Source organism: Psychrobacillus sp. FSL H8-0510, assembly GCF_038008345.1.
GTDB lineage: Bacteria > Bacillota > Bacilli > Bacillales_A > Planococcaceae > Psychrobacillus > Psychrobacillus psychrotolerans.
Window position 1 is genome coordinate 56572 of sequence record NZ_JBBOYZ010000001.1, and the last position, 23809, is coordinate 80380.

The following is a 23809-nucleotide window of genomic DNA, read 5'->3' on the forward strand; positions in this document are numbered from 1 at the left end:
TATACAGATGGAACCTTTAAGTAACTTATTGATGGAAGACACACAAATACAAAAGCTAGTAAAAGAATTAGAGAGTGGTAGAGACCAACAGTTATTAACCGGTCTTACTCCTAGTGCTAGAGCTGTCTTTACTAATATGCTTTATAACACAAGGCAGGGAGCTATACTAATCGTAACGCCTAACCTTTTGCATGCTCAAAAACTAACAGAGGATCTAGTAAAACTAATTGGGGAGGACCATGTACGTTTATATCCTGCGGATGAGTTAATTGCAGCTGATATATCTGTTGCCAGTCCAGAACTTCGTGCACAAAGACTAGAAGCAATAGATCATATGTTAACACATGATAAAGGTGTTTATATCGTTCCTATTGCGGGGTTAAAAAAACATATGCCCTCCAAAAAAGACTGGCAAGCTAGTAGCATATCGATTGCAGAAGGGGAAGAGATCAGTTTAGATTCCTTTTTACAAAGGCTTGTAAATATGGGGTATGTACGCCAGTCTATGGTGACAGCACCTGGAGAATTCGCTATACGCGGAGGAATAATCGATATTTATCCACTTTATCTAGAAAATCCTATTCGTATAGAACTATTTGATACAGAAGTGGATTCTATTCGGACCTTTTCTGCAGAAGACCAACGCTCGTTGGAAAAACGAAAAGATATACGAATTTTACCCGCTACAGAATTTGTGTTAACTGAAGAGAAAAAAATGCTGTTAGCAGAGAAATTAGAAGAGGCATTAGCCGAAAGTCTAGAAAAAGTTAAAATACCAGAAGTAAGGGATCTCTTCTACCAAAATATTCAGCAAGATATTGAGTTGTTAAAGCAAGGCGAACAACCGCAAGAGTATATGAAATATGTTTCCTTGCTGGAAGAGACTAGTAGTTTTTTAGGGAACTACTTTAACAAAAATGGAACCGTTTTATTTGATGAGCTTGGAAGAATTCAAGAAGTAACAGAGACTTTAGAAAGAGAGGAAAATGATTGGATTCTTTCATTATTAGAAGAAGGTAAAACTGTACACCGTGTAAAACCCTCTTTTAATCTAAAAGAAATCATCCAGATGTTTTCTAATGAAAAGCTATACTTTTCGTTATTCTCTCGTACTTTTTCAGGAATTTCGATTAAAAAGAATATTAGTTTCTCTTGTAAGCCAATGCAAAACTTCCATGGACAAATGCATTTATTGAAGAATGAAATCGAGCGATTTACGCAAGGGAAGTTCCGCTTGTTTATACTAGCGGATGGGAAAGATCGCATCCAAAAAATACATGAAGTGTTAGAAGATTATGAGATTCCCTCACAACTAGGTGCTTCAGCCAATGATATGATGTCACCTGGTATTTTTATCATAGAGGGAGATTTAGAAGCTGGTTTTGAACTTCCATTACAAAGAATAGCTGTTATTACCGACTCTGAGTTGTTTAAACAAAAGCATAAGAAAAAAACGAGAGCTCAAAAGGTAACGAATGCGGAGCGTATAAAAAGTTACTCCGAGATAAAACCAGGAGATAACGTTGTACATATACATCATGGTATTGGGAAATATATTGGAATCGAAACATTGCATGTTAATGGAGTTCACAAAGATTATCTTCATATTCGTTATCGTGGAGAGGATAAATTATTTGTTCCTGTTGATCAAATAGATCTTATTCAAAAGTATGTGGCATCTGGTGAAAAAGATCCAAAACTTCATAAGCTAGGCGGAGCAGATTGGAAGAAGACCAAAACAAAGGTATCAGCAGCAGTTCAAGATATTGCGGATGAGTTAATAAAGCTTTATGCAAAACGGGAAGCAGAAGTAGGTTATGCATTTGAACCAGATAGCGATATGCAGCAGTCCTTTGAAGCAGCATTTCCTTATGAGGAAACGGAGGATCAGCTTCGTACTATAATAGAAGTGAAAAAGGATATGGAAAAACCTAGACCAATGGATCGTCTAGTCTGTGGAGATGTAGGTTATGGAAAAACAGAAGTTGCCATCAGAGCAGCATTTAAAGCCGTCATGGAAGGTAAACAAGTAGCCTTTCTCTGCCCAACAACTATATTGGCCCAACAGCATTATGAGACTATGTTAGAACGTTTTCAAGATTTTCCGATTGAGGTTGGTCTACTAAGCCGCTTCCGCAACAAAAAACAACAAACTGAAACAATTAGTGGGTTGAAAAAAGGACTAGTAGATGTAGTGGTAGGTACACATAGAATTCTATCCAAAGACGTGGAGTATCACGACCTAGGTCTTTTAGTTGTGGATGAGGAACAACGATTTGGAGTTAAACATAAAGAACGGATTAAACAAATGAAGACAAATGTAGATGTCATGACGTTAACAGCTACACCTATACCTCGTACATTACATATGTCGATGATTGGAGTACGTGATCTTTCTGTCATTGAAACTCCCCCTAAAAACCGTTTCCCGGTTCAAACCTATGTGATGGAGCAAAATAGTGGGCTAGTCCGTGAATCAATTGAAAGAGAACTAGCTCGCGGGGGACAGGCATTTTATCTATACAATCGAGTGGAAGATATTACGAGAAAAGTAGATGAAATACAAATGTTAGTTCCAACTGCAAGGGTAGGATTTGCACATGGACAAATGAGTGAAACGGAATTAGAGTCCGTTATCATTAGCTTTATAGAGGGAGAATACGATGTTTTAGTTACTACGACTATCATCGAAACAGGTATCGATATCCCAAATGTAAATACACTTATTATTCAAGACGCTGATAAAATGGGACTTTCCCAATTATATCAACTACGTGGTCGGGTAGGACGATCTAATCGTGTTGCTTATGCTTATTTAATGCATCAAAGAGATAAAGTTTTGACGGATGTCGCAGAAAAACGATTGCAGGCTGTAAAAGAATTTACAGAGCTAGGTTCTGGCTTTAAAATTGCAATGCGTGATCTATCTATTCGGGGTGCCGGAAACCTATTGGGCTCTCAACAGCATGGTTTTATTGACTCAGTTGGGTTTGACCTTTATACACAAATGTTAGAAGAAGCTATTGCGGAAAAACGTACTGGTATTAAAAAAGAAGATATACCAGATATGGAAATTGTCCTATCTACGGATGCTTATATATCCGATGAATATATTCCTGATGGATACCAAAAGATCCAAATGTATAAACGTGTTAAAGCAATGGAAAAAGAAGAGGAATATTTTGATCTCCTAGATGAATTCCAAGACCGGTTCGGGGATATACCTCTCGAAGCAGAAAAATTACTTCGTATAGCCCGTATGAAAATTTGGGGCATAGAAGTAGGAGTAGAATCTATTAAGGAAGTAAACAAAGTTATATCAATTTCTATAAGTGCAGAAGGAACAAGGGATATTAATGGAGCGAAACTGGTAGAAGAATCTATGAAGTATGGACGTGCGGTTGGTTTTAATATGGATAACGGTAGTTTAGTACTGACAATTGATGAACGTAAAACAGGTAAATTTAATCCATTTGATGTATTGGAAGAAATGATGAGACTTTTGCCTGAATCTAAAAAAGAAATAGCAGATGTTAAATAGGTCTTTGCATATTTTTGGCTAACATGATGCATACTATGGCAGAAATGAACTTTAGTTTCCAATCTGTCGAAAGTGAGGCATATTACATGAAAGCAACAGGCATCGTACGTCGTATTGATGATTTAGGTAGAGTAGTAATTCCCAAAGAGATACGTCGAACCCTTCGAATCCGAGAAGGAGATCCATTGGAAATTTTCACGGATAGAGAAGGAGAAATAATCTTAAAAAAATATTCACCTATTAGTGAGCTTGGAGATTTTGCGAAAGAATACGCGGAAACCTTATATGAAACTTTAGGTACTCCGGTATTAATATGTGACCGTGACGAAATGATTGCAGCAGCGGGACTCTCAAAGAAGGATTATTTGAATCGTAGGTTAAGTCCTGGGATTGAAGACATTATAGGTCTGCGCTCCATCGTAATGGAGAAACATGAAAACTCAGTTGAGTGGATTCCTGGAGTAGTTGAAACTGTAAAATCATATTGTATTGCCCCGATTATTGCTTCGGGAGATCCAATTGGAGCTGTACTCATTATTTCAAAAGTACATTTTATAGGCGAAGCTGAACTAAAAGCAATTGAAACTGCAGCAAACTTTTTGGCAAAACAAATGGAAAGTTAATAAAATCTTCCTCTTCTACAAAAGAGGAAGATTTTTTTTGTTATACTATTCCTATCGTATTATGGGAGTAGGATTGGTTATGAGTAATGACTGGAATATGAAAACTTATATGAAGGGTGCAGCTATGCTGACGATTGCTGCTATTATCGTCAAGTTACTAAGTGCTGTTTATCGGGTGCCTTTTCAAAATTTAGTAGGCGATGAAGGATTTTATATATACCAACAAGTGTATCCATTCATTGGCATTATCACTACTTGGACATCGTTTGGTTTCGCAGTTGCGCTGTCTAAAATACTATCGGATTATAAAGCGCTTGGAAAAGAGTATGCTATTCCAAGGATAAAAAAAATTACTTTTTATTATATCGGATTTATTTCTATTTTATTTTTTATTTTATTGTTTATGGGAGCTGGATTCTTAGCTGAAGCTATGGGTGATGCAAATCTTGCGCAGTTATTAAAAGCTGGTTCTTTCGTCATTTTACTAATGCCCATGCTTGCTGTATTAAAAGGGGATTTTCAATCGGATGGGCGCATGCAGCCAGTGGCTTATGCACAGGTGTTGGAACAGGCAGTGCGCGTTTTTGTCATATTATTTGGTACTTGGATTATCGTGTCTACAAGTTTTGATCTATATAAGGCGGGAAGTATGGCTATGTATGGTGCAGTGGCAGGTGAATTAGCTGGCGTCGTACTACTATCCTTTATTTATTGGAAATCGATGAAACATACAAAGACTGAAAAGGCTCAACAAAATGTACCTGTGTGGCCAATTATAAAGAACTTAACGCTACTGAGCTTAAGTGCTAGTATAAGTGCACTATTATTCTTACTATTTCAGCTAGTCGATTCGTTTACAGTCTTTCAAGTCCTGATGGAAAGTGGTATGGAAAGACAACAGGCAATGGAGAAAAAAGGCGTCTATGACCGAGGACAACCACTTGTCCAATTAGGTATTGTCATAGCATCTACGCTTTCTTTAGCAATCGTTCCTCTGGTAGCGCACCGGATGGGTAAAAACTCGGGAAGAACAGCAGTGCCTTTCATGCAACTAACATACCGAGTAGCATTTACTTTTGGAATTGCGGCAGCTCTAGGGCTAATTGTTGTTCTTCCATATGTAAATGAGATGCTATTTCAAACAAAAGAGGAATCTATGACGTTAATGGTTTTTTCTTTTCAAATTGTATGGATGTCTTTAATACTTACATTAATGGCAATGTTACAGGGCAGTGGAATGGTGAAGATACCTACGTTTTTCTTGCTGCTTGGAGTTTTGTGTAAGTGGTTGTTAAATAGTTTACTGGTCCCCAATTATGGAGTATTAGGAGCAGCTATCTCAGGTAATGTTAGTTTAGCGATTATCTATGTGTTGATGTGTTATTATTTTAAAAAGACTTGGAATATCCAATTTGCTCCTGCAGTTTTCTATAAAGGGATTACAAAAGCCTCCCTATTAATGATCGTGTGTGTTGTTGCTTATGTAGTATTGGCTGATGCCGTGTTATTTGATAATCTTTCTAGTAGAATACAATCGGTTGTCATTTCGTTAACTGCAGTTATGTTGGGTGCGGCAATTTTTTTAGTAAGTATAGCAAAAGATCGTGTGATAGCAGAGAAAGAGTGGTTTCTATTGCCATTTGGTAGACGAATGGCGACTTTTCAGCTTTGGTTAAATAAAGAAAAGTAAGGTTGTGAGTAATATGAATGAAATTACGATTATTGGTCTTGGAGCGGGTGACCTAGATCAGCTGCCATTAGGTATATATAAAAAGTTAAAAACGGCCGAGTACTTGTATGTTCGGACGGAGCAGCACCCAGTTTTAGAAGAGCTAAAAGCAGAAGGACTTTCCTTCACTAGTTTCGATACAGTGTACGAAAATAATGATCAATTCGAAGGTGTCTATGAAGAAATTGTAAAACGGCTTCTAGAATTGGCACAAGAGCAATCAGTTATATATGCAGTACCTGGACATCCATTAGTTGCCGAACAAACGGTTCAGCTCTTAATTGAAGCGGAAAAACAAGGGGAAATTAAAATCCGTATAGAAGGTGGACAAAGTTTTCTAGACCCCATTTTTGGCGCTTTACGGATTGATCCCATTGAAGGGTTTCAATTACTAGACGGAACAAGCTTTAAGCGTGATGAAGTTCAAATGAATGCACATGTGCTAATTGGACAAGTATATGATGCATTTAGTGCTTCCGAAGTAAAGCTAACTCTAATGGAAAAGTATCCCGACGACTATGAGGTAACGATTGTAACTGCTGCAGGGTCTGCTACAGAAAGTTTAACGAAGGTCCCATTATTTGAACTGGACCGAGTGATGAAGTTAGATAATCTTACTACATTATACGTTCCGCCAATCTATAAAAAAGAAGATCGCTTAAAAGAGTGGCAAACACTTCGGCAAATTGTTTCTGAACTAAGGGGTCCTAACGGGTGTCCGTGGGATAAGGAACAAACACATACAACCTTAAAGAAATACGCTGTAGAAGAGGTGTATGAGCTTCTACAGGCGATTGACGAGGAAGACGATGATCATATTGTAGAAGAATTAGGCGACGTTCTGTTACAAGTGTTTTTACATGCACAAATAGGAGAAGATAACGGATATTTTAGTATGGAAGACGTATTAAACGCTATTTCTGACAAAATGATTCGTAGACACCCTCATGTATTTGGTGAAGTAACAGTAGATAGCACGGAAGACGTTCTCCGTAATTGGCAACAAATAAAGGCAGAAGAAAAAAGAGATTCTGGTGATTCTTTATTAGAAGGAGAAATGCGAGCGGACTCTTCCTTGCTTACTTCTTTTAATTATCAAAAGAAAGTTGCGAAGGTTGGTTTTGACTGGCCAGACGTTTCAGGGGCTTGGGAAAAGTTTGAGGAAGAGCTCGGCGAATGGAAGAAAGAATTAGCGGAGGGTACAAAAGATTCACAAGTAGATGAATTAGGTGATTTGCTATTTACTATTGTAAATTTAGCGCGTTTTTATAGTTTATCTCCCGAGCAGGCAATGATTCAGGCAAATAAAAAGTTTAAAAGCAGATTCCAATTTATAGAGAGAAGTGTGAAGAGTGGAAAAGGAGACTTTTCTCACTATACTTTAGAAGAGCTAGATATCTTTTGGAAAGAAGCTAAAAAATTAGAGGGGCAGTGACGAAATGAGATTAGATAAATACTTAAAGGTTTCCAGACTTATCAAGCGTAGAACATTAGCAAAAGAAGTAGCGGACCAAGGTAGAATAACGATTAATGGCAAAGTAGCAAAAGCAAGCGCAGATGTAAAAGCTGGGGATGAATTGTCCATTAGATTTGGTCAAAAAGTAGTAACTGCATCGGTAGATGCGGTTAGAGATTCTGCGAAAAAAGAAGAGGCATCATTGATGTTTACAATTATAAAAGAAGAGAGATTAGAAAAAGTAGATCCAGAATTTATTGATGATGAAGATTAGTTAGATATTTTACGTCTAAAACTGTTTCTGTAGTATTTGAATGGCTTTGGACTGGCGGGTCGCTACATTATTACCGAGTGAATTTTTAAAGAGGTGGTTGTGACAGAAGTCACATCATGCCTCTTTTTCTATCGGAAATTTTATGGCTTTTGTCTGTCCGCCATCCTTCTATAACTCTTAGAAACAGGTTAGTGCATTTTGAGATAACTAGAGATATAATACTTTCCTACTTAAAGAGGAAGCTCATGAGGATACAATTTACGAGCTACTTCGCTTCACTATTGGCTATATACTTACTATTTCTCTAGATTTCCACTAGATAATAGAAAATCTACTTTCTTCATCCTTCATGATGAAATAGTATTCCTAATTCAACTCTTATAGTAATGTACTACTCACATAATTGATTGTAGTGAAAGGTGGCGACTCCGACGGTGATAGCTCATCGCTCACCCCTCGGAGGCCAACAGGATGTTGGTCACGAAGGCGTTGCCACACGAGTGGCGCTCTTAGCCTTTGAACTCCACCTGTAACGGAAATCAGTAGTGTTATTATTCCATAGATCTAATTCTTTAGTATTCAGGTACTCGAGAATCTAAAGAAGTACCAAATAGAAATTAAATAGTTTCTTGTGAAAAAAAGCATGGTAGTTTGTCATGCTTTTTTTTTTGGAGCATACAATAAAATAGGACAAGAGAGGAGAGAGTATATATGCAATATCAAGCAGAAAATCAAACAATTACTATTCCATCGGGGGACCATTTGATTTCGCTTAGAAATCGTAAGCGCATGGACTTAACGTCTGTAAAATCTATTGAAAAATTTGATCAACAAGAATTTTATGTGAGAACTTCTCAAGGTATACTTCACATCAAAGGAGAAGACTTAAAAATTGTCCATCTTGATGTTGATAAAGGATTATTAACTTTGGAAGGAATCGTTCGAGCAATGCAATATGATGATGAGCAAAGTTTAGACGGAGCTAGAGGATTACTTCATAAATTATTCGGATGACACTCTCATTACAATTCTTTAGTCTATTACTAATGGTCTGTAGTGGGGTATTGGTAGGGGCAATAATCGAAGGAACGCGCTTTATAACGGAAAGTTTCCCGAGGCGTTCCTACGTTTATAAATATCGTGTAGTACTGGAGGTATTTGTTTGGATCGCACTGGGTTTAGGCTCATTTTATATACTTTTTGATGTGCGGGATGGCGTATGGAGAATTTACGACCCATTAGCACAAATAGTAGGTATTCTCTTATACGATCAATTATTTCAGCCAGTGTTTCGTTTAACAGGTAGAATTATCTTGCGTTTGATCTTCCAACCAATTTGGTGGATAATTCATTTCATTTGGATAGTTATTAATAAAGTTATTCATCTTATTTGGATGCTCATCTCCTTCATCTTAAAACCATTTCAATATATATTTCGAAAAACGTGGCATTTGGCCCTTCAGAAAAAGCCAAACTTCCGTTATAATAGAAAGTACACAAAAAAATTGAAATAGTTTGATAGGAGAGAGCAAAATGGGAGAGAAGCAAAGAAACATACCTACACGGAAACAAATTGCATCGATTAATACTGATTATGTTCGCTCTATCGAACGCCAAGAAAATCGGATCAAAGCAAAAAAGGTTCGTTTAGCTAGACGATTAGTATTATTTACAATTTTATCTTTTGCTTTAGTTGGATTATTAGTATCTACCCTATTGAATAGCAAAAGTGCATATGAAGAAAAACAATTACAAAAAGAGCAAGTGGCTCAGGAGTTGGAACAAGTTAAGGAAGAGCAAGAAATTCTTAAAGTGCAAATTTCAAAACTTAACGATGATGAGTACATTGGCAAACTATTAAGAAAGCAATATTTCCTTTCTGAGGAGGGTGAAATAATATTCACTTTGCCTGGAAAAGAAGAAAAATAACTTTAAAAAAACAAAAGCAAAAGAGTAGTCTTATTGACACTCTTTTTTTGTTAGCTATAATAAAGGTAGGGATTTGTACGGAAAAGCGTATAAGTTCGAAAAAAGAGTCGCTTAAATTTTAAGGAGGAGCATTTTTTTTATGTCAATTGAAGTAGGCAGCAAGGTAGAAGGTAAAGTAACAGGAATCACAAATTTCGGAGCATTCGTCGAACTACCAGGAGGCTCAACAGGTCTTGTTCACATTAGTGAAGTGGCGGACAATTATGTAAAAGATATTAATGAGCATCTGAAGGTTGGAGATGTGGTTGAAGTTAAAGTGATGAATGTTGAAGCGGATGGCAAAATCGGATTATCTATTCGAAAAGCAAAGCCTCAAGCGGAAAGACCAGAGAGACCCGAACGTCCTCAACGTCCACGTGGTGGTAATAATCGTCCAAATGATCGCGATCGTCCAATGAAAGAGAATTTTGAGCAAAAAATGACTAGATTCTTGAAGGATAGCGAAGATCGTTTGTCTACGTTGAAGCGCGCGACAGAATCTAAGCGCGGTGGCAGAGGCGCTAAAAGAGGATAATTTGCTGTCTGTTTTATAGGTAGAAAAAATGTCATATAGATGAAAAGGTGTTGGGCTATGCTAACACCTTTTTTTTGTACACAAAATAGAAGATTAAGCATATCCTTAAAGTAAGGTAACATTAAAAACATAGATATGTTTGAATTTTCAAGGAGGTTATTAGATGGATGCAATGGATGTACTAACGAATATAGAACATGTTAAAGCATATTATCAACCAATTTTTAGTGCGGACGAACATATTGTAATTGCGTATGAAGTATTAGGGAAGTTAGTCAACAAAGAGCAGCTTATAAATTTAAATACCTTTGCATATGATGAGGATATTCCGGTAGAGTATCGATTAGAAGTTGAACGTAAAATATTGCGCTTAGCTCTATCAGAGTTATTGGAAAAGACTAATGACTATGATATATACTTGCCGTGCAACGCGAATTTACTAATACTAGACTATGGAGAGAGTTACTTAGATATTATTAATGAGTTTGTCTCAGAAGACTCTCTTTCAAGAATTGTACTAGTCCTTTCAGAACATGATTATAAAGGTGATTTTGGTAAACTTAGTAATATACTGAAATATTACCGTACTTACGGTATAAAGATAGCTATAAATCAGGTAGGTTCGGAAAGTCATATAGATTATATAAAAATGTTGTCACCAAATATATTAAAAGTAAATATAGAAAAATTGAGTTATGAGTCTTGGAGTGCGCAAAATGACTTATTTACATCCTTAGGATCGCTTGCTCGGAAGATAGGGGCTAATATGCTGTTTGAAGGGATCGATAGTGTACACCAACTTCAATTTGCTTGGAAAAATGGCGGACGATATTATCAGGGGAAATATCTAGCAACAGCTCAAGCAGATACAGTTTCAAGAGAATTGTTAAAAGATCATTTTAAAGAAAAGTTTCAGCAATTTATAACAACAGAAAAGCGATTACTTGAAGAGAAATATATTGAATTAAAAAATTTGCAGAATATGTTAGAAACAGCAATTGGACATATAAATCCAACTAGTGACAATATAGAGCAGCTTTTATTACTTGCAGAAGAGTTAAATGATTGCTCATTCCGAATATATATTTGTAATGAAGATGGATTTCAACTATCCCCTAATATTATGCAAGTCGACAAAAAGTGGACAGTGCAAGAGGATGCTGTCAACAAAAATTGGAGTTGGCGTCCATACTTCTTAAAAACAATAATAAAAATGCGTAATGACCAAAGTGGTGTATTTTCGGACATGTATAGCGACATTGAAACAGGAGAAATGATGCGTACATTCTCCATTCCACTTAACGATAGGGAATATTTGTTTATTGATATCTCATACGACTATTTATTTAAATATAATATTTTTAGGTAAACTCATAAATAATGGGGGCTAAGCTTGTGACGAAAGAGGAACTATTAAAATCTTATAATAAATATATCAATTGGCTGGATTCTTTATATATATTAGACGAAATAAGAGCAACTGCACCATATGCGAACGGAAAATGGTCCCCAAATGAAATAGTGATGCATCTTGCAGAATGGGACCGATTTACTGTGGAACAGCGCCTACCAAATATGAAAGAAGGGGAAAGGTTTGAAGGGTATCCTGATTTTGAAGCATTTAACGCAAAAGCCGCAGCCCTTGCTCATGAACAAACATTTAAAGAAACCCTTTCTTATGCCAAAAAACAACGTCAAAAAATTATCGAAAAACTTCAGCAAATTGATGAAATAGATTGGAACAAAGTTTTTTATATTGGTAATAGTGAGTGTACTGTTCGTAGTTATTTCACAGACTTTTTGGAGCATGATGCGCACCATAGAAAACAAATATCGGCTCTATGAAGGGTCTTGCATTTGTAAGGTTAAAAGGAATCTTTTTAAAGAACTTCGACAAATTGCATACTTTTCAACATAAAAAAGCAGTTCCTAAAATTCTTAGGAACTGCTTTTTGAGATGACCCCTACGGGATTCGAACCCGTGTTACCGCCGTGAAAGGGCGGTGTCTTAACCGCTTGACCAAGGGGCCGTAAAATATGGCGGCCGAGGGGATCGAACCCCCGACCTCACGGGTATGAACCGTACGCTCTAGCCAGCTGAGCTAGGCCGCCGTTTTAACGAACAAATTATATATTACAAGCGTTTTGCCAAAGTGTCAATGCTTCTTTAAGAGAATTTTAAAAAGATTAAAAGAAAGTTTGTTGCAAATATTCAAATCATTTAATTTATTAGCTGATGAAGTCGAAAAGTTATTTTAAGTTCACGTCAGAAACAGACATACTTTTTGTAGTAATACTAGGTATACTTCCATCAATAGTTGAATAGGAGGTATTCGCTTTGAAGGTTTACGAACAGGAACAAAAACGCGGTATATCGATAAGAAAGATTATGGAGGGTTTCAAAGCCAAGAGAGTAACGCTTTTCTTTTCTATCATTTTTCTACTTCTATCATTTTTTCTAGCACAAGTTGTATTGTTCGAGGCCTCGGTTCCATTTTTCCTTCCTCTTTGGGCACTGGTTAATCTGAGGTTTCAACGTTTCGTGCCTTGGACAGTTGCAGGTGCTATTCTAGGAAGCTTTACTCTCGGATTTGGACAAGTAATTATTCATGCTATGCAGGCATTATTATTTCCGTTTTATCAAAATCGATTTATTAGGAAGATCCCACTACCTTTATATGTACTAATAGACGTCGTATGTATACAAATTGTGTGGCAGTTCGTTTCTTATGGGGGAGAGATTCCAGTTTCAATCTGGCTAGCCATTGGATATGAAGGCATACTAAGTCTATTTATGACCATATTTTTGTTTCAGTTATTTCTTCCCTTTCCGGACCTATTGCACAAAAGGTGGACAGGAGAAAGAATGGGCGCTGCATTACTTATAGGAGCACTTGTCTTGACTGGAATGTCTTCGTATATATTTGGTTACGTATCGATTCCGTTAATGGCGGCTCATTTGGTCATAGCGGTATCAGCGGCAATCGGAGGAGTCCAACTGGCAACGGTAGTAGCTGTACTTTCTGGAACAATATTAAGTATTTCGAAGCTTAGCTTTAGCGGTATGATCGCTGTCTACGCGGTAACTGGCTTCTTGGCAGGACTTCATAAGCCTTTTGGGAGACTGTGGCAAGCGTTTAGTATGCTCGGTGCAACATTTTTCTTTATATTATATGATCGCACCTTACCTTTAGACTCTGTATATATAGGATCACTTGTAATTGCCTCTCTATTATTCTTTATGGTTCCTTCTGCGTGGATTAAGCAATTGAAAGATCAATTGTATCCTGATACAACAAGTGTTCTTTTAAGAAGACAAAAGTGGATGACAGAAAAAGTAAATCATCAGCTCCAAGAGTTTCAGCATTTTGTCGACTTTATCACACGGTTTATATCGGAGAAATTTGATTCGAAGGCGCTGAGAAAGGATGAAAAAACAGTGCCACTCCCAATTTGTCGTTCATGCTTTCAATATGAAAAATGTTGGGGAGAAAAATCCAATGGTATGCCTGTATTGATAAAGGAATGGGAAGACCAACCTAAAAAGTCTAGAATGCAAACAGAGAATCGAATTCAATATAAATGCGTAAAACCAATACAAGTGATGCATGAACTGAAGGAAAAAGAAGCTAAACAACAGCTTACGTATGAATTACAGCATGGAAAGAAGATGTTTGCGCTCAAATTGAAAGACATGGGCAATCACATGAGTGGGTTGATGAGCAATTTAGAAAACAATATAACTATGTATTCTTCTCATGAAGAAGTGATTAAAGAAAAGTTCCAACAAGCAAATATTCCCTTCTTCCAAATAGATGTGTTGAATATTGAGATAGGACAAATGGAGATTGTTTGTTGTTTACCAATTGAAGCAAGAGCAAAAATGGTAGGGGAACGTTTAATTGTTCCATTATTATATGACCTGTTGAACGAACCGTTTGAAATTACATCTATGAAAGAAATCCATCACCCATACGAGCATATTCAATTAACGTGCAAATCGTCTGTTCGTTTTCAACTTACACATGATGTGTATACATCATCAAGTAAAAACACCATCTATTCGGGGGATGCCCATGCAGTATTCCCATTGCATCCAGGATTGATGGCAGTTATTTTATCAGATGGAATGGGGAATGATGTAGAGGCGCATAGAGAAAGTAGACGTGTTATGCAGTTCATGAGGGAGTGTTTAAATAAAAAAATGGATCCAGAAACAACCATGCATACACTGCACTATATGATGAGTCTACAAAATGACAATGATAGCTATGCAACTGTAGACCTTGCATTGATAGATCTGCAAAAAGGAGAATTGTGGTCTTGGAAGGCCGGAAGTATGTCGACATATCTAATTCGCGGAAATGAAATGAGAAAAATAGAAAGCAAACATGTCCCATTCGGATTCCTACCTACTTTCTCAATAGAAGCCAGAAAAATGGACATAAAAGACGGAGATGTATTGGTTATGCTATCAGACGGTGTATTCTCAGGAAACACGACTGTCGAAAAACAGGAGCAATATTATCAAAAAATACTACAAGACCCAACCATGAATGCAGAACGCTTTGTGAAAATGTTAGAACAAACTTACTCACTACCAGGAGACGACCGCACAGTTATTTTCATGCATGTAGAGCATGTAGTACCAGAATGGTCCCTATTCACACCACGCCAAACAGCCAAACACCAAGAAAGAATGGTACACTAATAGAAAAGCGAAAGGTGCCCGTAAGCCTCGACCAGCGCTGGAAGACAAACGGTAAAGGTGCACTTTGCCTTAACCGCTTGTCTGAAGCGACTCGAGAGGCTGGCACCTGTAGCTAGACAGAATAGAAAAGCGAAAGCGCCTATGTCTGCCCTGGCAGGCACTGGAAGAATTTCATGGAAAGGCGACCTTGCCTTTCTCGAGATTCTGAAGTGACCCGAAGGGCAAGGCGCTGTAGCTAGACAGAGAAGAAAAGCGAAAGCTCCTATAGGGAAGGGTAGTCTAGGATGCACATCGTGTCCTAGACTGCATAACCCTCATCGTGCGGACCCGTCAGGTCGAGTATTCACTAGGAGAGGGACCAATAATAGAGGTGGAAAAATGCATCCTTTCATTTTAAAAGTAAAAAAATATATAGATAAGTACCAGCTAATACAAAGGGGTGATCGTCTTCTTCTAGCTTGTTCTGGAGGAGCAGACTCGGTTGCTGCAGTGCTTACCTTTCATGAACTTAAGAAGTTATATAATTTACAGCTGGGTATTGTTCATACGGATCACCAGCTTCGAGGGGCAGAGTCGGCAGAAGATATGCACTTTGTTGAACAATTAGCTTTTCGATTAGACATTTCTTTTTATGGCACTACACTGGAAGTGCCTTCTAGAGTCGAGGCAGAAGGTGGAAATGTTCAGGTGATATGCAGAGAAGAAAGGTATGCTTACTTTGATACTGTTATGAAACAAGAAAACTTTGATAAGCTAGTATTCGGTCACCATGCTGATGACCAGATAGAAACAATAATAATGTCATTGGTAAGAGGGACGTTGGCATCTTCTCTTACAGGAATACCGATAACAAGACCTTTTTCAAACGGTAGCATCATTCGTCCATTCCTATGTGTAACGAAGGATGAGATTTTGGATTATGTTCAGTTTCAAAAACAAGCATTTAGACATGACCCCAGTAACGATAAACATACATATACAAGAAATCGTTTACGCCATACTGTTGTACCTCTTTTGCGTCAAGAAAATTTACATGTGGCCGATAGTATCCGGACGTTCGTAGAAAAACAACAACAAGATGACGACTTTTTACAGACACTTGCAAAAGAGAAGTTTGACCAGCTTGTGACAGTTAAAAGTAAATCGAGCTTTTTTATGGATTCAAAGCAGTTTAGGGAAATTCCAGTTGCTTTACAAAGAAGAGTGATTCTAATACTATTAAAGTATCTGTATGATAGCTCTAGTGCGCTATTAAATAATCGCTTAATTGAATCTATTTTAACTGCTTGTAATGAGCAGGATGGGAATACAGTGATTCATTTACCAAAAGATTTTTCCCTCATACGTCATTACAGTCAAATCCAGTTTTCCTCCGCTCCCCTAAAGTCTCTACCAATTCAAAGTCAAATAATTGATGAAGACTGCTGGGTAGAAGTTGGCACTGGTTATTCGATATACTTGACTAGAAACTTAAACGAGCAGATTCCTTCCGATGAAAAGTGGTTTATCCAATTGGATAGTGATTCATTACCTCTTTCTATACGAACGAGGATAGAAGGAGATCGAATACATTTAAAAGGGATGTCTACTCCAAAAAAAGTTTCACGATTGTTTATTGATGAAAAAATTTCGAGTGAAAAACGAGAGGGTTGGCCAATACTTATATCAGCTAAAAATGATATAATGGCTGTAATAGGTCTTCGTTGCGGGCAGCAACTTGAAAAGAATAGAACTACGCAAAATTTTGTATTATACGTGAAGAGATATTAAGCCATAGGAGGATTTAACGATGTTAGAAAAGGATATTTTAGAAGTTCTGTTATCTGAGGAACAAATCAATCAAAAAACACGTGAATTGGGAGCCTTATTAACTGAAGAGTACAAGGATCAATACCCACTAGCAATTGGAATTTTAAAAGGTGCAATGCCTTTCATGTCTGATTTGATGAAACGTGTGGATACATACATTGAAATGGATTATATGGATGTATCAAGTTATGGCAATGCAACAGTTTCTTCTGGAGAGGTTAAAATCGTAAAAGATTTGAACACAAGTGTGGAAGGAAGAGATATTTTAATAATCGAAGACATAATCGATAGCGGGATGACATTAAGTTACTTAGTGGACCTTTTCAAATATCGTAAAGCAAAATCGATTAAAATTGTTACTTTGTTAGACAAACCAACTGGTAGAAAAGTAGACTTAAAAGCAGACTTTGTAGGCTTTGAAGTTCCAGATGCATTTGTGGTTGGATACGGATTAGATTATGCAGAAAAGTATCGTAACTTACCATATGTAGGTGTATTGAAGAAAGAAGTTTACAGTTTTTAGTTTTAAGCCTAGTTAAAAGGCTTTTCATTGTACGTCCAAAAATTCGTATGATAAGATAATCATTAGTTTTTCTGTTTACCTTGTGAGGAGGCTGGGAATGAATCGAGCATTGCGCTACGCCATATTATACTTATTAATATTCTTTGTAATCGTTGGGATTTTTGCTACATTCAACACGAGCAATACGACTACTAAAAATATTAAGTTTAACGAGTTTATGACTTCTCTGGAAAAAGGAGAAGTAACAAGTGTTACATTACAACCTGAATCGGGTGTATATTACGCTGAAGGTGAAATGAAAGGCTATAAAAAAGGAGAAAAGTATTTAGCGATTCTCCCATATAATAGCGAAGATTTACAAACAAAAATTTATACATTGGCAACATCCAATTCAGTGCCTGTAGAATATAAAGAAACTCCTAAAACAAGTGGTTGGGTTCAATTCTTCACTGGATTATTGCCGTTCTTAATTATTATCATTTTATTCTTCTTCTTATTAAGCCAATCACAAGGCGGTGGTAACCGTGTGATGAACTTCGGTAAGAGTAAGGCGAAGTTATACGATAATGATAAGAAAAAAGTTAGATTTAATGATGTTGCTGGTGCAGATGAAGAAAAAGCTGAACTAGTTGAAGTAGTAGATTTCTTAAAAGATCCACGCAAATTCGTGGAAATTGGAGCTCGTATACCTAAAGGGATTCTATTAGTAGGTCCTCCGGGTACTGGTAAAACATTACTTGCTCGTGCAGTTGCGGGTGAATCTGGCGTGCCGTTCTTCTCTATTAGTGGATCGGATTTCGTTGAAATGTTTGTTGGAGTAGGGGCTTCCCGAGTACGTGATTTGTTTGAAAACGCTAAGAAAAATGCACCATGTATTATCTTTATAGATGAGATTGATGCAGTAGGTCGTCAACGTGGAGCTGGACTTGGTGGAGGTCACGATGAACGTGAGCAAACACTAAACCAACTACTTGTTGAAATGGATGGTTTCGGTGCAAACGAAGGTATTATTATCATTGCTGCAACAAATAGACCAGACGTATTAGACCCAGCACTTCTTCGTCCAGGTCGTTTTGACCGTCAAATTACTGTAGGTCGTCCAGACGTTAAAGGTCGTGAGGCGGTACTTCAAGTACATGCTCGTAATAAGCCACTTGATGAATCAGTTGACTTAAAAGCGATTGCACAGCGTACACCAGGATTCTCTGGAGCAGACTTAGAAAACTTATTAAACGAAGCAGCTTTAGTAGCAGCTAGACGTGATAAGAAAAAAGTCGATATGCGAGATATAGATGAAGCGACTGACCGTGTTATTGCAGGTCCGGCAAAAGCTGGAAAAGTCATTTCTGAAAAAGAAAGAAATATTGTTGCATACCATGAAGCAGGGCATGTGGTTGTTGGTTTAACTTTAGATGATGCAGATATCGTTCATAAAGTAACAATCGTTCCTCGTGGTCAAGCAGGTGGATATGCAGTTATGCTTCCTAGAGAAGATCGTTATTTCATGACAAAACCGGAATTACTAGATAAGATTGCTGGTTTGCTTGGTGGTCGTGTAGCAGAGGATATTATTTTCGGTGAAGTTTCTACCGGAGCACATAATGACTTCCAACGCGCAACAGGTATTGCTAGAAAAATGGTTACAGAATATGGGATGAGTGACAAGCTAGGGCCAATGCAATTCGGTCAAGCACAAGGAGGCAACGTCTTCTTAGGTCGTGATTTTAACTCTGAACAAAACTATTCGGATGCAATTGCTTATGAAATAGATCAAGAAATGCAAATAATGATTAAAGATCAGTATACTCGTACGAAACAAATATTAACGGAAAAACGTGAATTATTAACATTAATCGCAAAAACGTTACTAGAGGTAGAAACACTAGATGCTGCTCAAATAATGCATTTACAAGAGCATGGTACCCTTCCTGAACGCTCATATGATGAGATAGATCAAAAAGCTGCTATTGAGCTGAAGAAAGAAGAAGTATCGGATGCAGTAGGTGCACCTGCGGATCCATCTATTAGTGATTTACCAAAAGAAGAGGGTTCACTAAGAGAAACAGAAAGCCCAGTTCAAGAAGAACGTAGAGATTAATAGATAAGAATAAGCTGATTGCCTCCTTATAACTCGAGGCAATCAGCTTTTTTCTTCGTATATATATATGGTATGATGTGTGGGAAACGCAACAAAAAGGTGAGGATAAGCTAGATGATACTTGTTTTAGATACAGGAAATACTAATATTGTGTTAGGGGTTTACGAAAACGATAAGCTGATACATCACTGGCGTATGGAGACAGATCGTTTAAAAACGGAAGATGAGTATGGAATGCAGGTGAAGGCATTATTTACTCATGCCGCCATTTCTTTTGATCAAATAGAAGGCATCATAATCTCTTCTGTTGTTCCACCTATTATGTTTTCCTTAGAAGCTATGTGTAAAAAATATTTTGGCATTAAGCCCATTGTGGTTGGTCCTGGAGTCAAAACGGGATTGAATATTAAATATGAAAATCCGCGTGAAGTCGGGGCCGATCGAATAGTAAATGCGGTAGCTGCTATTCATGAATACGGAAGTCCTCTAATCATTGTAGATTTTGGAACTGCTACGACCTATTGTTTTATCAATGAACTTGGAGAGTATATGGGTGGGGCCATTGCTCCGGGTATAGGTATCTCAACAGATGCCCTATTTAATAGAGCTAGTAAGCTTCCGCGTATAGAGTTGACAAGGCCTGAAAATGTCATTGGGAAAAATACAGTTGCTGCAATGCAAGCAGGAATCGTGTACGGTTATGTAGGGCAAGTGGAAGGTATCGTAAACCGTATGAAGCAAGTATCAAAGAAAACACCTAAAGTAATAGCTACAGGTGGTATGGCTTCCTTAATAGGGGACGAAACGACTATAATGGATGTTATTGATCCATTCTTAACGTTGAAAGGTTTATATATAATATATCAACGAAATATTGATGAAAGAGGTAATAAATAGATGAGTGATTATTTAGTAAGAGCTATAGCATTTGAAGGGAGTGTACGTGCCTTTGCGGTTCGTACAACTGACACAGTAGGAGAAGCACAAAGACGTCACGGGACTTGGCCAACCGCATCTGCTGCACTTGGAAGATCGATGACGGCTTCACTAATGATGGGTGCTATGTTAAAAGGTGAGGATAAAATAACGGTAAAAGTAGAAGGAAATGGTCCAATTGGTCCAATGATTATTGATAGTAATGCAAAAGGTGAAGTACGTGGTTATGTAACTAATCCTCAAACCCATTTCGATTTAAACGAACATGGTAAATTAGATGTTCGTCGTGCTGTAGGGACAGAAGGTACACTTACGATTGTAAAAGATTTGGGCATGCGAGACTTTTTTACAGGACAAGTTCCAATTGTATCGGGTGAACTTGGCGAAGACTTCACTTATTATTTTGCTATTTCTGAACAAGTTCCTTCTTCTGTTGGACTTGGCGTTCTTGTAAATCCAGACAACACTATTCTGGCGGCTGGCGGATTTATAATACAATTACTACCTGGAACAGATGATGAAACGATTACAATTATTGAAGAGCATTTATCTAAGATGGAGCCTGTTTCTAAACTAATCGAAAGAGGTTTAACTCCAGAAGAAATACTATTTGAAATTCTTGGTAAAGATAATGTTCGGATTTTAGATTCTGCACCAGTTTCTTTTGATTGTAATTGCTCTAAAGAAAGATTCGGGAAGGCCATTTTCACACTAGGTGAAAAGGAAATTCGTGAAATGATCGAAGAAGACGGAGGGGCCGAAGCACACTGTCATTTCTGTATGGAGAAATACAATTATTCAGTAGATGAATTGGAGTCATTTATCGATGAAATTAACGCATGATAATAATGCCCCTACTAAAAAGCGCTTAAAAACTAAACCGGTATTAGTTGTTCTGAGTATCCTGTTGCTAGGTAATTTACTGTGGTTCATCGCATGGTTAATACCAAACGATACGACTAAATCTAATGATTCGGAAGAAGTTGCGTCCGTAGCGGGAAAAGTTATTACGAAAGAACAATGGATGGCTTCTATGGAGTCTATCTACGGTAAAGAAGTTTTGTTAGATATTGTGAATGCAGAAGTTATGGAAGCTGCGGCTAAAAAATATAAGATTAAAGTAACGGATGACGAAGTGGATTTAGAACTTGCTTTAATACGTTCAACGCAAGACGGCGTGTCCTTACAAACCAATGATGAAGACCTTGTTAGAAAGAGTATTCGTTCTCGCTTAATTCTAGAAAAAGTATTAGCCAAGGATATTGTCATTGAGGACGAGGCGATTAAAGCATTTTATGACAATAACAAAAATCTATACAATACTGCAACATCTTATCGAACAAGTGTCATTTATGTAAGCACAGAGGCTGAAGCCGAAAAAGTTGCAAAAGAGTTAGAAAATGGTTCGTCTTTTGAAGGACTTGCTAGAGAACGATCTGCTGATCCAAGTTCGGCAAGTCTAGGTGGAGATATCGGTTATATATCCGAAGGAAATGAATCGGTGGATAAAGTTTTAATTGATGCAATTCAGAAGACGAAAAAAGGTAAATGGAGTAAACCAATTACATTAGCGGATGGAAGATTCGCTGTAGCAATGGTGAAGAGTATATTCGAAGGTAAATCCTTTTCCTATCCTGATGTACAAGATCATATTCGCAGAGAACTGGCGCTTGATCAAATTCCACAATCAGTTACACAAGAAGCTTTTTGGAAAGAGTTTGATGCAGATTGGGTTTATAGTGAGTAATTCATATATTTAGAGACCATCTTTTATAATAAAGATGGTCTTTTCTAATTTAGATGATATGAAAAGTAGCGTGTGTCACTTTATTCCTTCCGCGTTCCTTAGAAGAATAGAGTGCTTTATCTGCATGTGCCATAATAGAAGAGGTTGTATCCATAGGATTACTAGTCGCTACACCAATACTCACGGTAATTTTCATGATCTCCCATTTAGCAAATTGAATGGTACTTCTTAATAGCTCTGCTTCTTTTAAAGACTCTTCCTCATTTCTCAAAGGCAAAATTACAACGAATTCCTCACCACCATATCGAGCGATCGTATAGTCTTTTGGGAAAAAATCCGCCAATAGCTTAGCTAATTGTATTAAAACCTCATCGCCTATAAGATGTCCATGTGTATCATTGACCGATTTAAAATGATCAATATCTAATATTAACAGTGAAAAGAGGCAATTGGTTTGTTTATATTGCACTAAGTATTCATCTAGTTTTTCAATGAAGCATCTGCGGTTTTTTAAACCTGTAAGTCCGTCGGTAATGGAAAGTATCTCGAGCTTATTATTTAGTTTTAGTAATTCTATTTGCTTATGCTCAAGCTCAAGATGTAGTTCTTCCATTTTTACTAAAGCGACATTTTTCTCACGATAGGCTTCCTCTACCAGTATTTTAGCTTTACGTATTTCTTGTTCATAATCTATTCGTCTACCCATATGTACAAAAATACAATCTACAACATCAGTTTCCTCATAATATTTCCCGTTAAATAATACTGGAATATCTGTACCATTACTTCCTTTTAAGTTAAAATATATTTCATCCACATATCCATTTAGTTGGATAAAAGGATAAAAACAGGAGTGGAACAATAATTTATTGGCAACGGACATAATAGATTCAATATGATGGGAGATTAAATTGTCTTGTGTGTAGTTTCCCATCTCAAGGAATGTTCTATTTACATCTAAAATTATTCCTTGCGGGGTCATGGAAATGTAACCACACGGCAAACTATACAATCTCTTATCCATCAAAGTACATCCTTCCAATTCAAATATTTAAGTCAATAGAAAATTATTTATATAACTAATCGTTTCTTTGGGATGGCTAAGGTGAGGGTAATGCCCCTTAGCTTCCATTAAGTAAAGCGTACTATTCTTCATATGCTCGTGTAAATAATTGCCTACTACTAGAGGTACGATACTGTCATCAGAACATTGCATTATTAACGTAGGTGTTGTTACTTTATCTAAATCTGCACGATGGTCAGAAAAGAAAGTAGTCTCAGCGAATTGTCTAGTTATTAAAGGATTTGATCGAGTAAAGCTCTTTTCAAGTTCTTCTGTTAGTGCAGGGACGTCAGGGTTTTTCATACCGAGAGGTGCCATAAAGCTGGCCCAACTAAAATAATTCATCTCCATCATAGTGAGTAGTTCTAGGACATCCTTTTCTTCGAACCCACCATGATATATGTCCCCCTTATTGATATAGCAAGGAGAAGGTCCAATCATTATCATTTTACTGAAGTATTCAGGGCGTTCAATAGATGCAAGCATGCCAATCATGGAACTGACCGAATGTCCGATAAATATAACATTCTTTAATTTGAGTGTTTCCAGAATGTCTAAAACGTCCTGAGCGTAGCCATGGAGTGTGCTGTACTTTTCGAAATCATACGCAGTTAAATCTGAATTTCCTGACCCTACATGATCAAACAAGATTATTTGATAATTTTTTTCAAAAAATGGTGTAATATATCTCCACATATTTTGATCGCATCCAAAACCATGTGCGAATATAATAGTACGGTCGCCTTCACCTAAAATTTTCACATTATTTCTAACTAGTATATTATTCATTAAAAAA

20 protein-coding genes and 2 tRNA genes are annotated in these 23809 nt (G+C 37.2%); 18 read left to right on the plus strand and 4 right to left on the minus strand.

The window, feature by feature from the left end:
- The first annotated feature begins 7 nt into the window (after nucleotides 1-7).
- The 11 genes from mfd (at nucleotide 8) to MHI40_RS00330 (ending at nucleotide 11971) form a co-directional block, all read left to right on the plus strand.
- Nucleotides 8-3541, plus strand: coding sequence for a transcription-repair coupling factor (gene mfd / locus MHI40_RS00280; protein ID WP_340761077.1), 3534 nt, complete (start codon nucleotides 8-10; stop codon nucleotides 3539-3541).
- An 86-nt stretch (nucleotides 3542-3627) separates the two neighbouring features.
- Entirely contained in the window at nucleotides 3628-4164 is a 537-nt protein-coding gene (spoVT, locus tag MHI40_RS00285) for a stage V sporulation protein T (protein WP_340764319.1), read from the plus strand.
- Between the two features lie 79 nt (nucleotides 4165-4243).
- The gene (locus tag MHI40_RS00290) at nucleotides 4244-5854 is read left to right on the plus strand and encodes a putative polysaccharide biosynthesis protein (protein ID WP_340761079.1); all 1611 of its coding nucleotides are present in this window, start codon (nucleotides 4244-4246) and stop codon (nucleotides 5852-5854) included.
- Nucleotides 5855-5867: 13 nt separating this feature from the next.
- Nucleotides 5868-7328, plus strand: a complete 1461-nt coding sequence (mazG, locus tag MHI40_RS00295; protein ID WP_340761080.1) for a nucleoside triphosphate pyrophosphohydrolase — start codon at nucleotides 5868-5870, stop codon at nucleotides 7326-7328.
- Between the two features lie 4 nt (nucleotides 7329-7332).
- The gene (locus MHI40_RS00300; RefSeq protein WP_340761081.1) at nucleotides 7333-7623 is read left to right on the plus strand and encodes an RNA-binding S4 domain-containing protein; all 291 of its coding nucleotides are present in this window, start codon (nucleotides 7333-7335) and stop codon (nucleotides 7621-7623) included.
- A 711-nt stretch (nucleotides 7624-8334) separates the two neighbouring features.
- Nucleotides 8335-8637 (plus strand): sporulation protein YabP, encoded by a 303-nt coding sequence (yabP, locus tag MHI40_RS00305; RefSeq protein ID WP_093538644.1) that lies wholly within the window; start codon nucleotides 8335-8337, stop codon nucleotides 8635-8637.
- A complete protein-coding gene (gene yabQ, locus MHI40_RS00310; protein WP_340761082.1) occupies nucleotides 8634-9137 on the plus strand; it encodes a spore cortex biosynthesis protein YabQ in 504 nt (167 codons plus the stop codon). The genes yabP and yabQ overlap by 4 nt, the downstream gene beginning before the upstream one ends.
- Nucleotides 9138-9156: 19 nt before the next feature.
- Nucleotides 9157-9552, plus strand: coding sequence for an FtsB family cell division protein (locus tag MHI40_RS00315; RefSeq protein WP_093538646.1), 396 nt, complete (start codon nucleotides 9157-9159; stop codon nucleotides 9550-9552).
- Between the two features lie 139 nt (nucleotides 9553-9691).
- Complete coding sequence (locus MHI40_RS00320) at nucleotides 9692-10126, plus strand: S1 domain-containing RNA-binding protein (RefSeq protein WP_093496479.1); 435 nt, start codon at nucleotides 9692-9694, stop codon at nucleotides 10124-10126.
- A 163-nt stretch (nucleotides 10127-10289) separates the two neighbouring features.
- Nucleotides 10290-11495, plus strand: a complete 1206-nt coding sequence (locus MHI40_RS00325; protein WP_340761083.1) for an EAL-associated domain-containing protein — start codon at nucleotides 10290-10292, stop codon at nucleotides 11493-11495.
- A 26-nt stretch (nucleotides 11496-11521) separates the two neighbouring features.
- The gene (locus MHI40_RS00330) at nucleotides 11522-11971 is read left to right on the plus strand and encodes a DinB family protein (RefSeq protein WP_340761084.1); all 450 of its coding nucleotides are present in this window, start codon (nucleotides 11522-11524) and stop codon (nucleotides 11969-11971) included.
- A gap of 113 nt (nucleotides 11972-12084) precedes the next feature.
- On the opposite strand, the gene MHI40_RS00335 is transcribed toward MHI40_RS00330, so the two are convergent.
- Nucleotides 12085-12156: transfer RNA gene (locus MHI40_RS00335), tRNA-Glu, on the minus strand.
- Between the two features lie 8 nt (nucleotides 12157-12164).
- A tRNA-Met gene (locus tag MHI40_RS00340) sits at nucleotides 12165-12238 on the minus strand.
- A 226-nt stretch (nucleotides 12239-12464) separates the two neighbouring features.
- Here MHI40_RS00340 and MHI40_RS00345 point away from each other — a divergent pair.
- From MHI40_RS00345 to MHI40_RS00375, 7 genes are all read left to right on the plus strand, one after another.
- On the plus strand, nucleotides 12465-14837 hold the full coding sequence (locus MHI40_RS00345; protein ID WP_340761086.1) for a SpoIIE family protein phosphatase: 2373 nt from the start codon (nucleotides 12465-12467) through the stop codon (nucleotides 14835-14837).
- A gap of 378 nt (nucleotides 14838-15215) precedes the next feature.
- Nucleotides 15216-16607, plus strand: a complete 1392-nt coding sequence (tilS, locus tag MHI40_RS00350; protein WP_340761087.1) for a tRNA lysidine(34) synthetase TilS — start codon at nucleotides 15216-15218, stop codon at nucleotides 16605-16607.
- Between the two features lie 19 nt (nucleotides 16608-16626).
- Nucleotides 16627-17169 carry a hypoxanthine phosphoribosyltransferase gene (hpt, locus tag MHI40_RS00355; RefSeq protein WP_093538651.1) on the plus strand — a complete coding sequence of 181 codons (543 nt, stop codon included), beginning with the start codon at nucleotides 16627-16629 and terminating at the stop codon, nucleotides 17167-17169.
- Nucleotides 17170-17266: 97 nt separating this feature from the next.
- Complete coding sequence (ftsH, locus tag MHI40_RS00360; protein ID WP_340761088.1) at nucleotides 17267-19267, plus strand: ATP-dependent zinc metalloprotease FtsH; 2001 nt, start codon at nucleotides 17267-17269, stop codon at nucleotides 19265-19267.
- A gap of 114 nt (nucleotides 19268-19381) precedes the next feature.
- Complete coding sequence (locus MHI40_RS00365) at nucleotides 19382-20164, plus strand: type III pantothenate kinase (protein ID WP_340761089.1); 783 nt, start codon at nucleotides 19382-19384, stop codon at nucleotides 20162-20164.
- Nucleotides 20165-21046, plus strand: a complete 882-nt coding sequence (gene hslO, locus MHI40_RS00370; protein WP_340761090.1) for an Hsp33 family molecular chaperone HslO — start codon at nucleotides 20165-20167, stop codon at nucleotides 21044-21046. It abuts the gene before it with no gap.
- On the plus strand, nucleotides 21030-21950 hold the full coding sequence (locus tag MHI40_RS00375) for a peptidyl-prolyl cis-trans isomerase (protein ID WP_340761091.1): 921 nt from the start codon (nucleotides 21030-21032) through the stop codon (nucleotides 21948-21950). Before hslO ends, MHI40_RS00375 begins: the two co-directional genes overlap by 17 nt.
- A gap of 49 nt (nucleotides 21951-21999) precedes the next feature.
- Here the strand turns inward: MHI40_RS00375 and MHI40_RS00380 are convergent, their stop codons facing one another.
- Together MHI40_RS00380 and MHI40_RS00385 are read right to left on the minus strand one after the other, a co-directional pair.
- A complete protein-coding gene (locus MHI40_RS00380; protein ID WP_340761092.1) occupies nucleotides 22000-22974 on the minus strand; it encodes a sensor domain-containing diguanylate cyclase in 975 nt (324 codons plus the stop codon).
- A gap of 27 nt (nucleotides 22975-23001) precedes the next feature.
- On the minus strand, nucleotides 23002-23802 hold the full coding sequence (locus MHI40_RS00385; protein ID WP_340761093.1) for an alpha/beta fold hydrolase: 801 nt from the start codon (nucleotides 23800-23802) through the stop codon (nucleotides 23002-23004).
- Nucleotides 23803-23809: the final 7 nt, after the last annotated feature.

Coding starts and splice junctions, on each gene's coding strand:
- MHI40_RS00380 (WP_340761092.1), bottom strand. CDS start 22,974: ATGGATAAGAGATTGTATAGTTTGCCGTGTGGTTACATTTCCATGACC.
- hslO (WP_340761090.1), top strand. CDS start 20,165: ATGAGTGATTATTTAGTAAGAGCTATAGCATTTGAAGGGAGTGTACGT.
- MHI40_RS00290 (WP_340761079.1), top strand. CDS start 4,244: ATGAGTAATGACTGGAATATGAAAACTTATATGAAGGGTGCAGCTATG.
- mazG (WP_340761080.1), top strand. CDS start 5,868: ATGAATGAAATTACGATTATTGGTCTTGGAGCGGGTGACCTAGATCAG.
- tilS (WP_340761087.1), top strand. CDS start 15,216: ATGCATCCTTTCATTTTAAAAGTAAAAAAATATATAGATAAGTACCAG.
- ftsH (WP_340761088.1), top strand. CDS start 17,267: ATGAATCGAGCATTGCGCTACGCCATATTATACTTATTAATATTCTTT.
- spoVT (WP_340764319.1), top strand. CDS start 3,628: ATGAAAGCAACAGGCATCGTACGTCGTATTGATGATTTAGGTAGAGTA.
- yabP (WP_093538644.1), top strand. CDS start 8,335: ATGCAATATCAAGCAGAAAATCAAACAATTACTATTCCATCGGGGGAC.
- MHI40_RS00315 (WP_093538646.1), top strand. CDS start 9,157: ATGGGAGAGAAGCAAAGAAACATACCTACACGGAAACAAATTGCATCG.
- MHI40_RS00300 (WP_340761081.1), top strand. CDS start 7,333: ATGAGATTAGATAAATACTTAAAGGTTTCCAGACTTATCAAGCGTAGA.
- MHI40_RS00375 (WP_340761091.1), top strand. CDS start 21,030: ATGAAATTAACGCATGATAATAATGCCCCTACTAAAAAGCGCTTAAAA.
- MHI40_RS00365 (WP_340761089.1), top strand. CDS start 19,382: ATGATACTTGTTTTAGATACAGGAAATACTAATATTGTGTTAGGGGTT.
- mfd (WP_340761077.1), top strand. CDS start 8: ATGGAACCTTTAAGTAACTTATTGATGGAAGACACACAAATACAAAAG.
- MHI40_RS00385 (WP_340761093.1), bottom strand. CDS start 23,802: ATGAATAATATACTAGTTAGAAATAATGTGAAAATTTTAGGTGAAGGC.
- MHI40_RS00320 (WP_093496479.1), top strand. CDS start 9,692: ATGTCAATTGAAGTAGGCAGCAAGGTAGAAGGTAAAGTAACAGGAATC.
- hpt (WP_093538651.1), top strand. CDS start 16,627: ATGTTAGAAAAGGATATTTTAGAAGTTCTGTTATCTGAGGAACAAATC.
- yabQ (WP_340761082.1), top strand. CDS start 8,634: ATGACACTCTCATTACAATTCTTTAGTCTATTACTAATGGTCTGTAGT.
- MHI40_RS00325 (WP_340761083.1), top strand. CDS start 10,290: ATGGATGCAATGGATGTACTAACGAATATAGAACATGTTAAAGCATAT.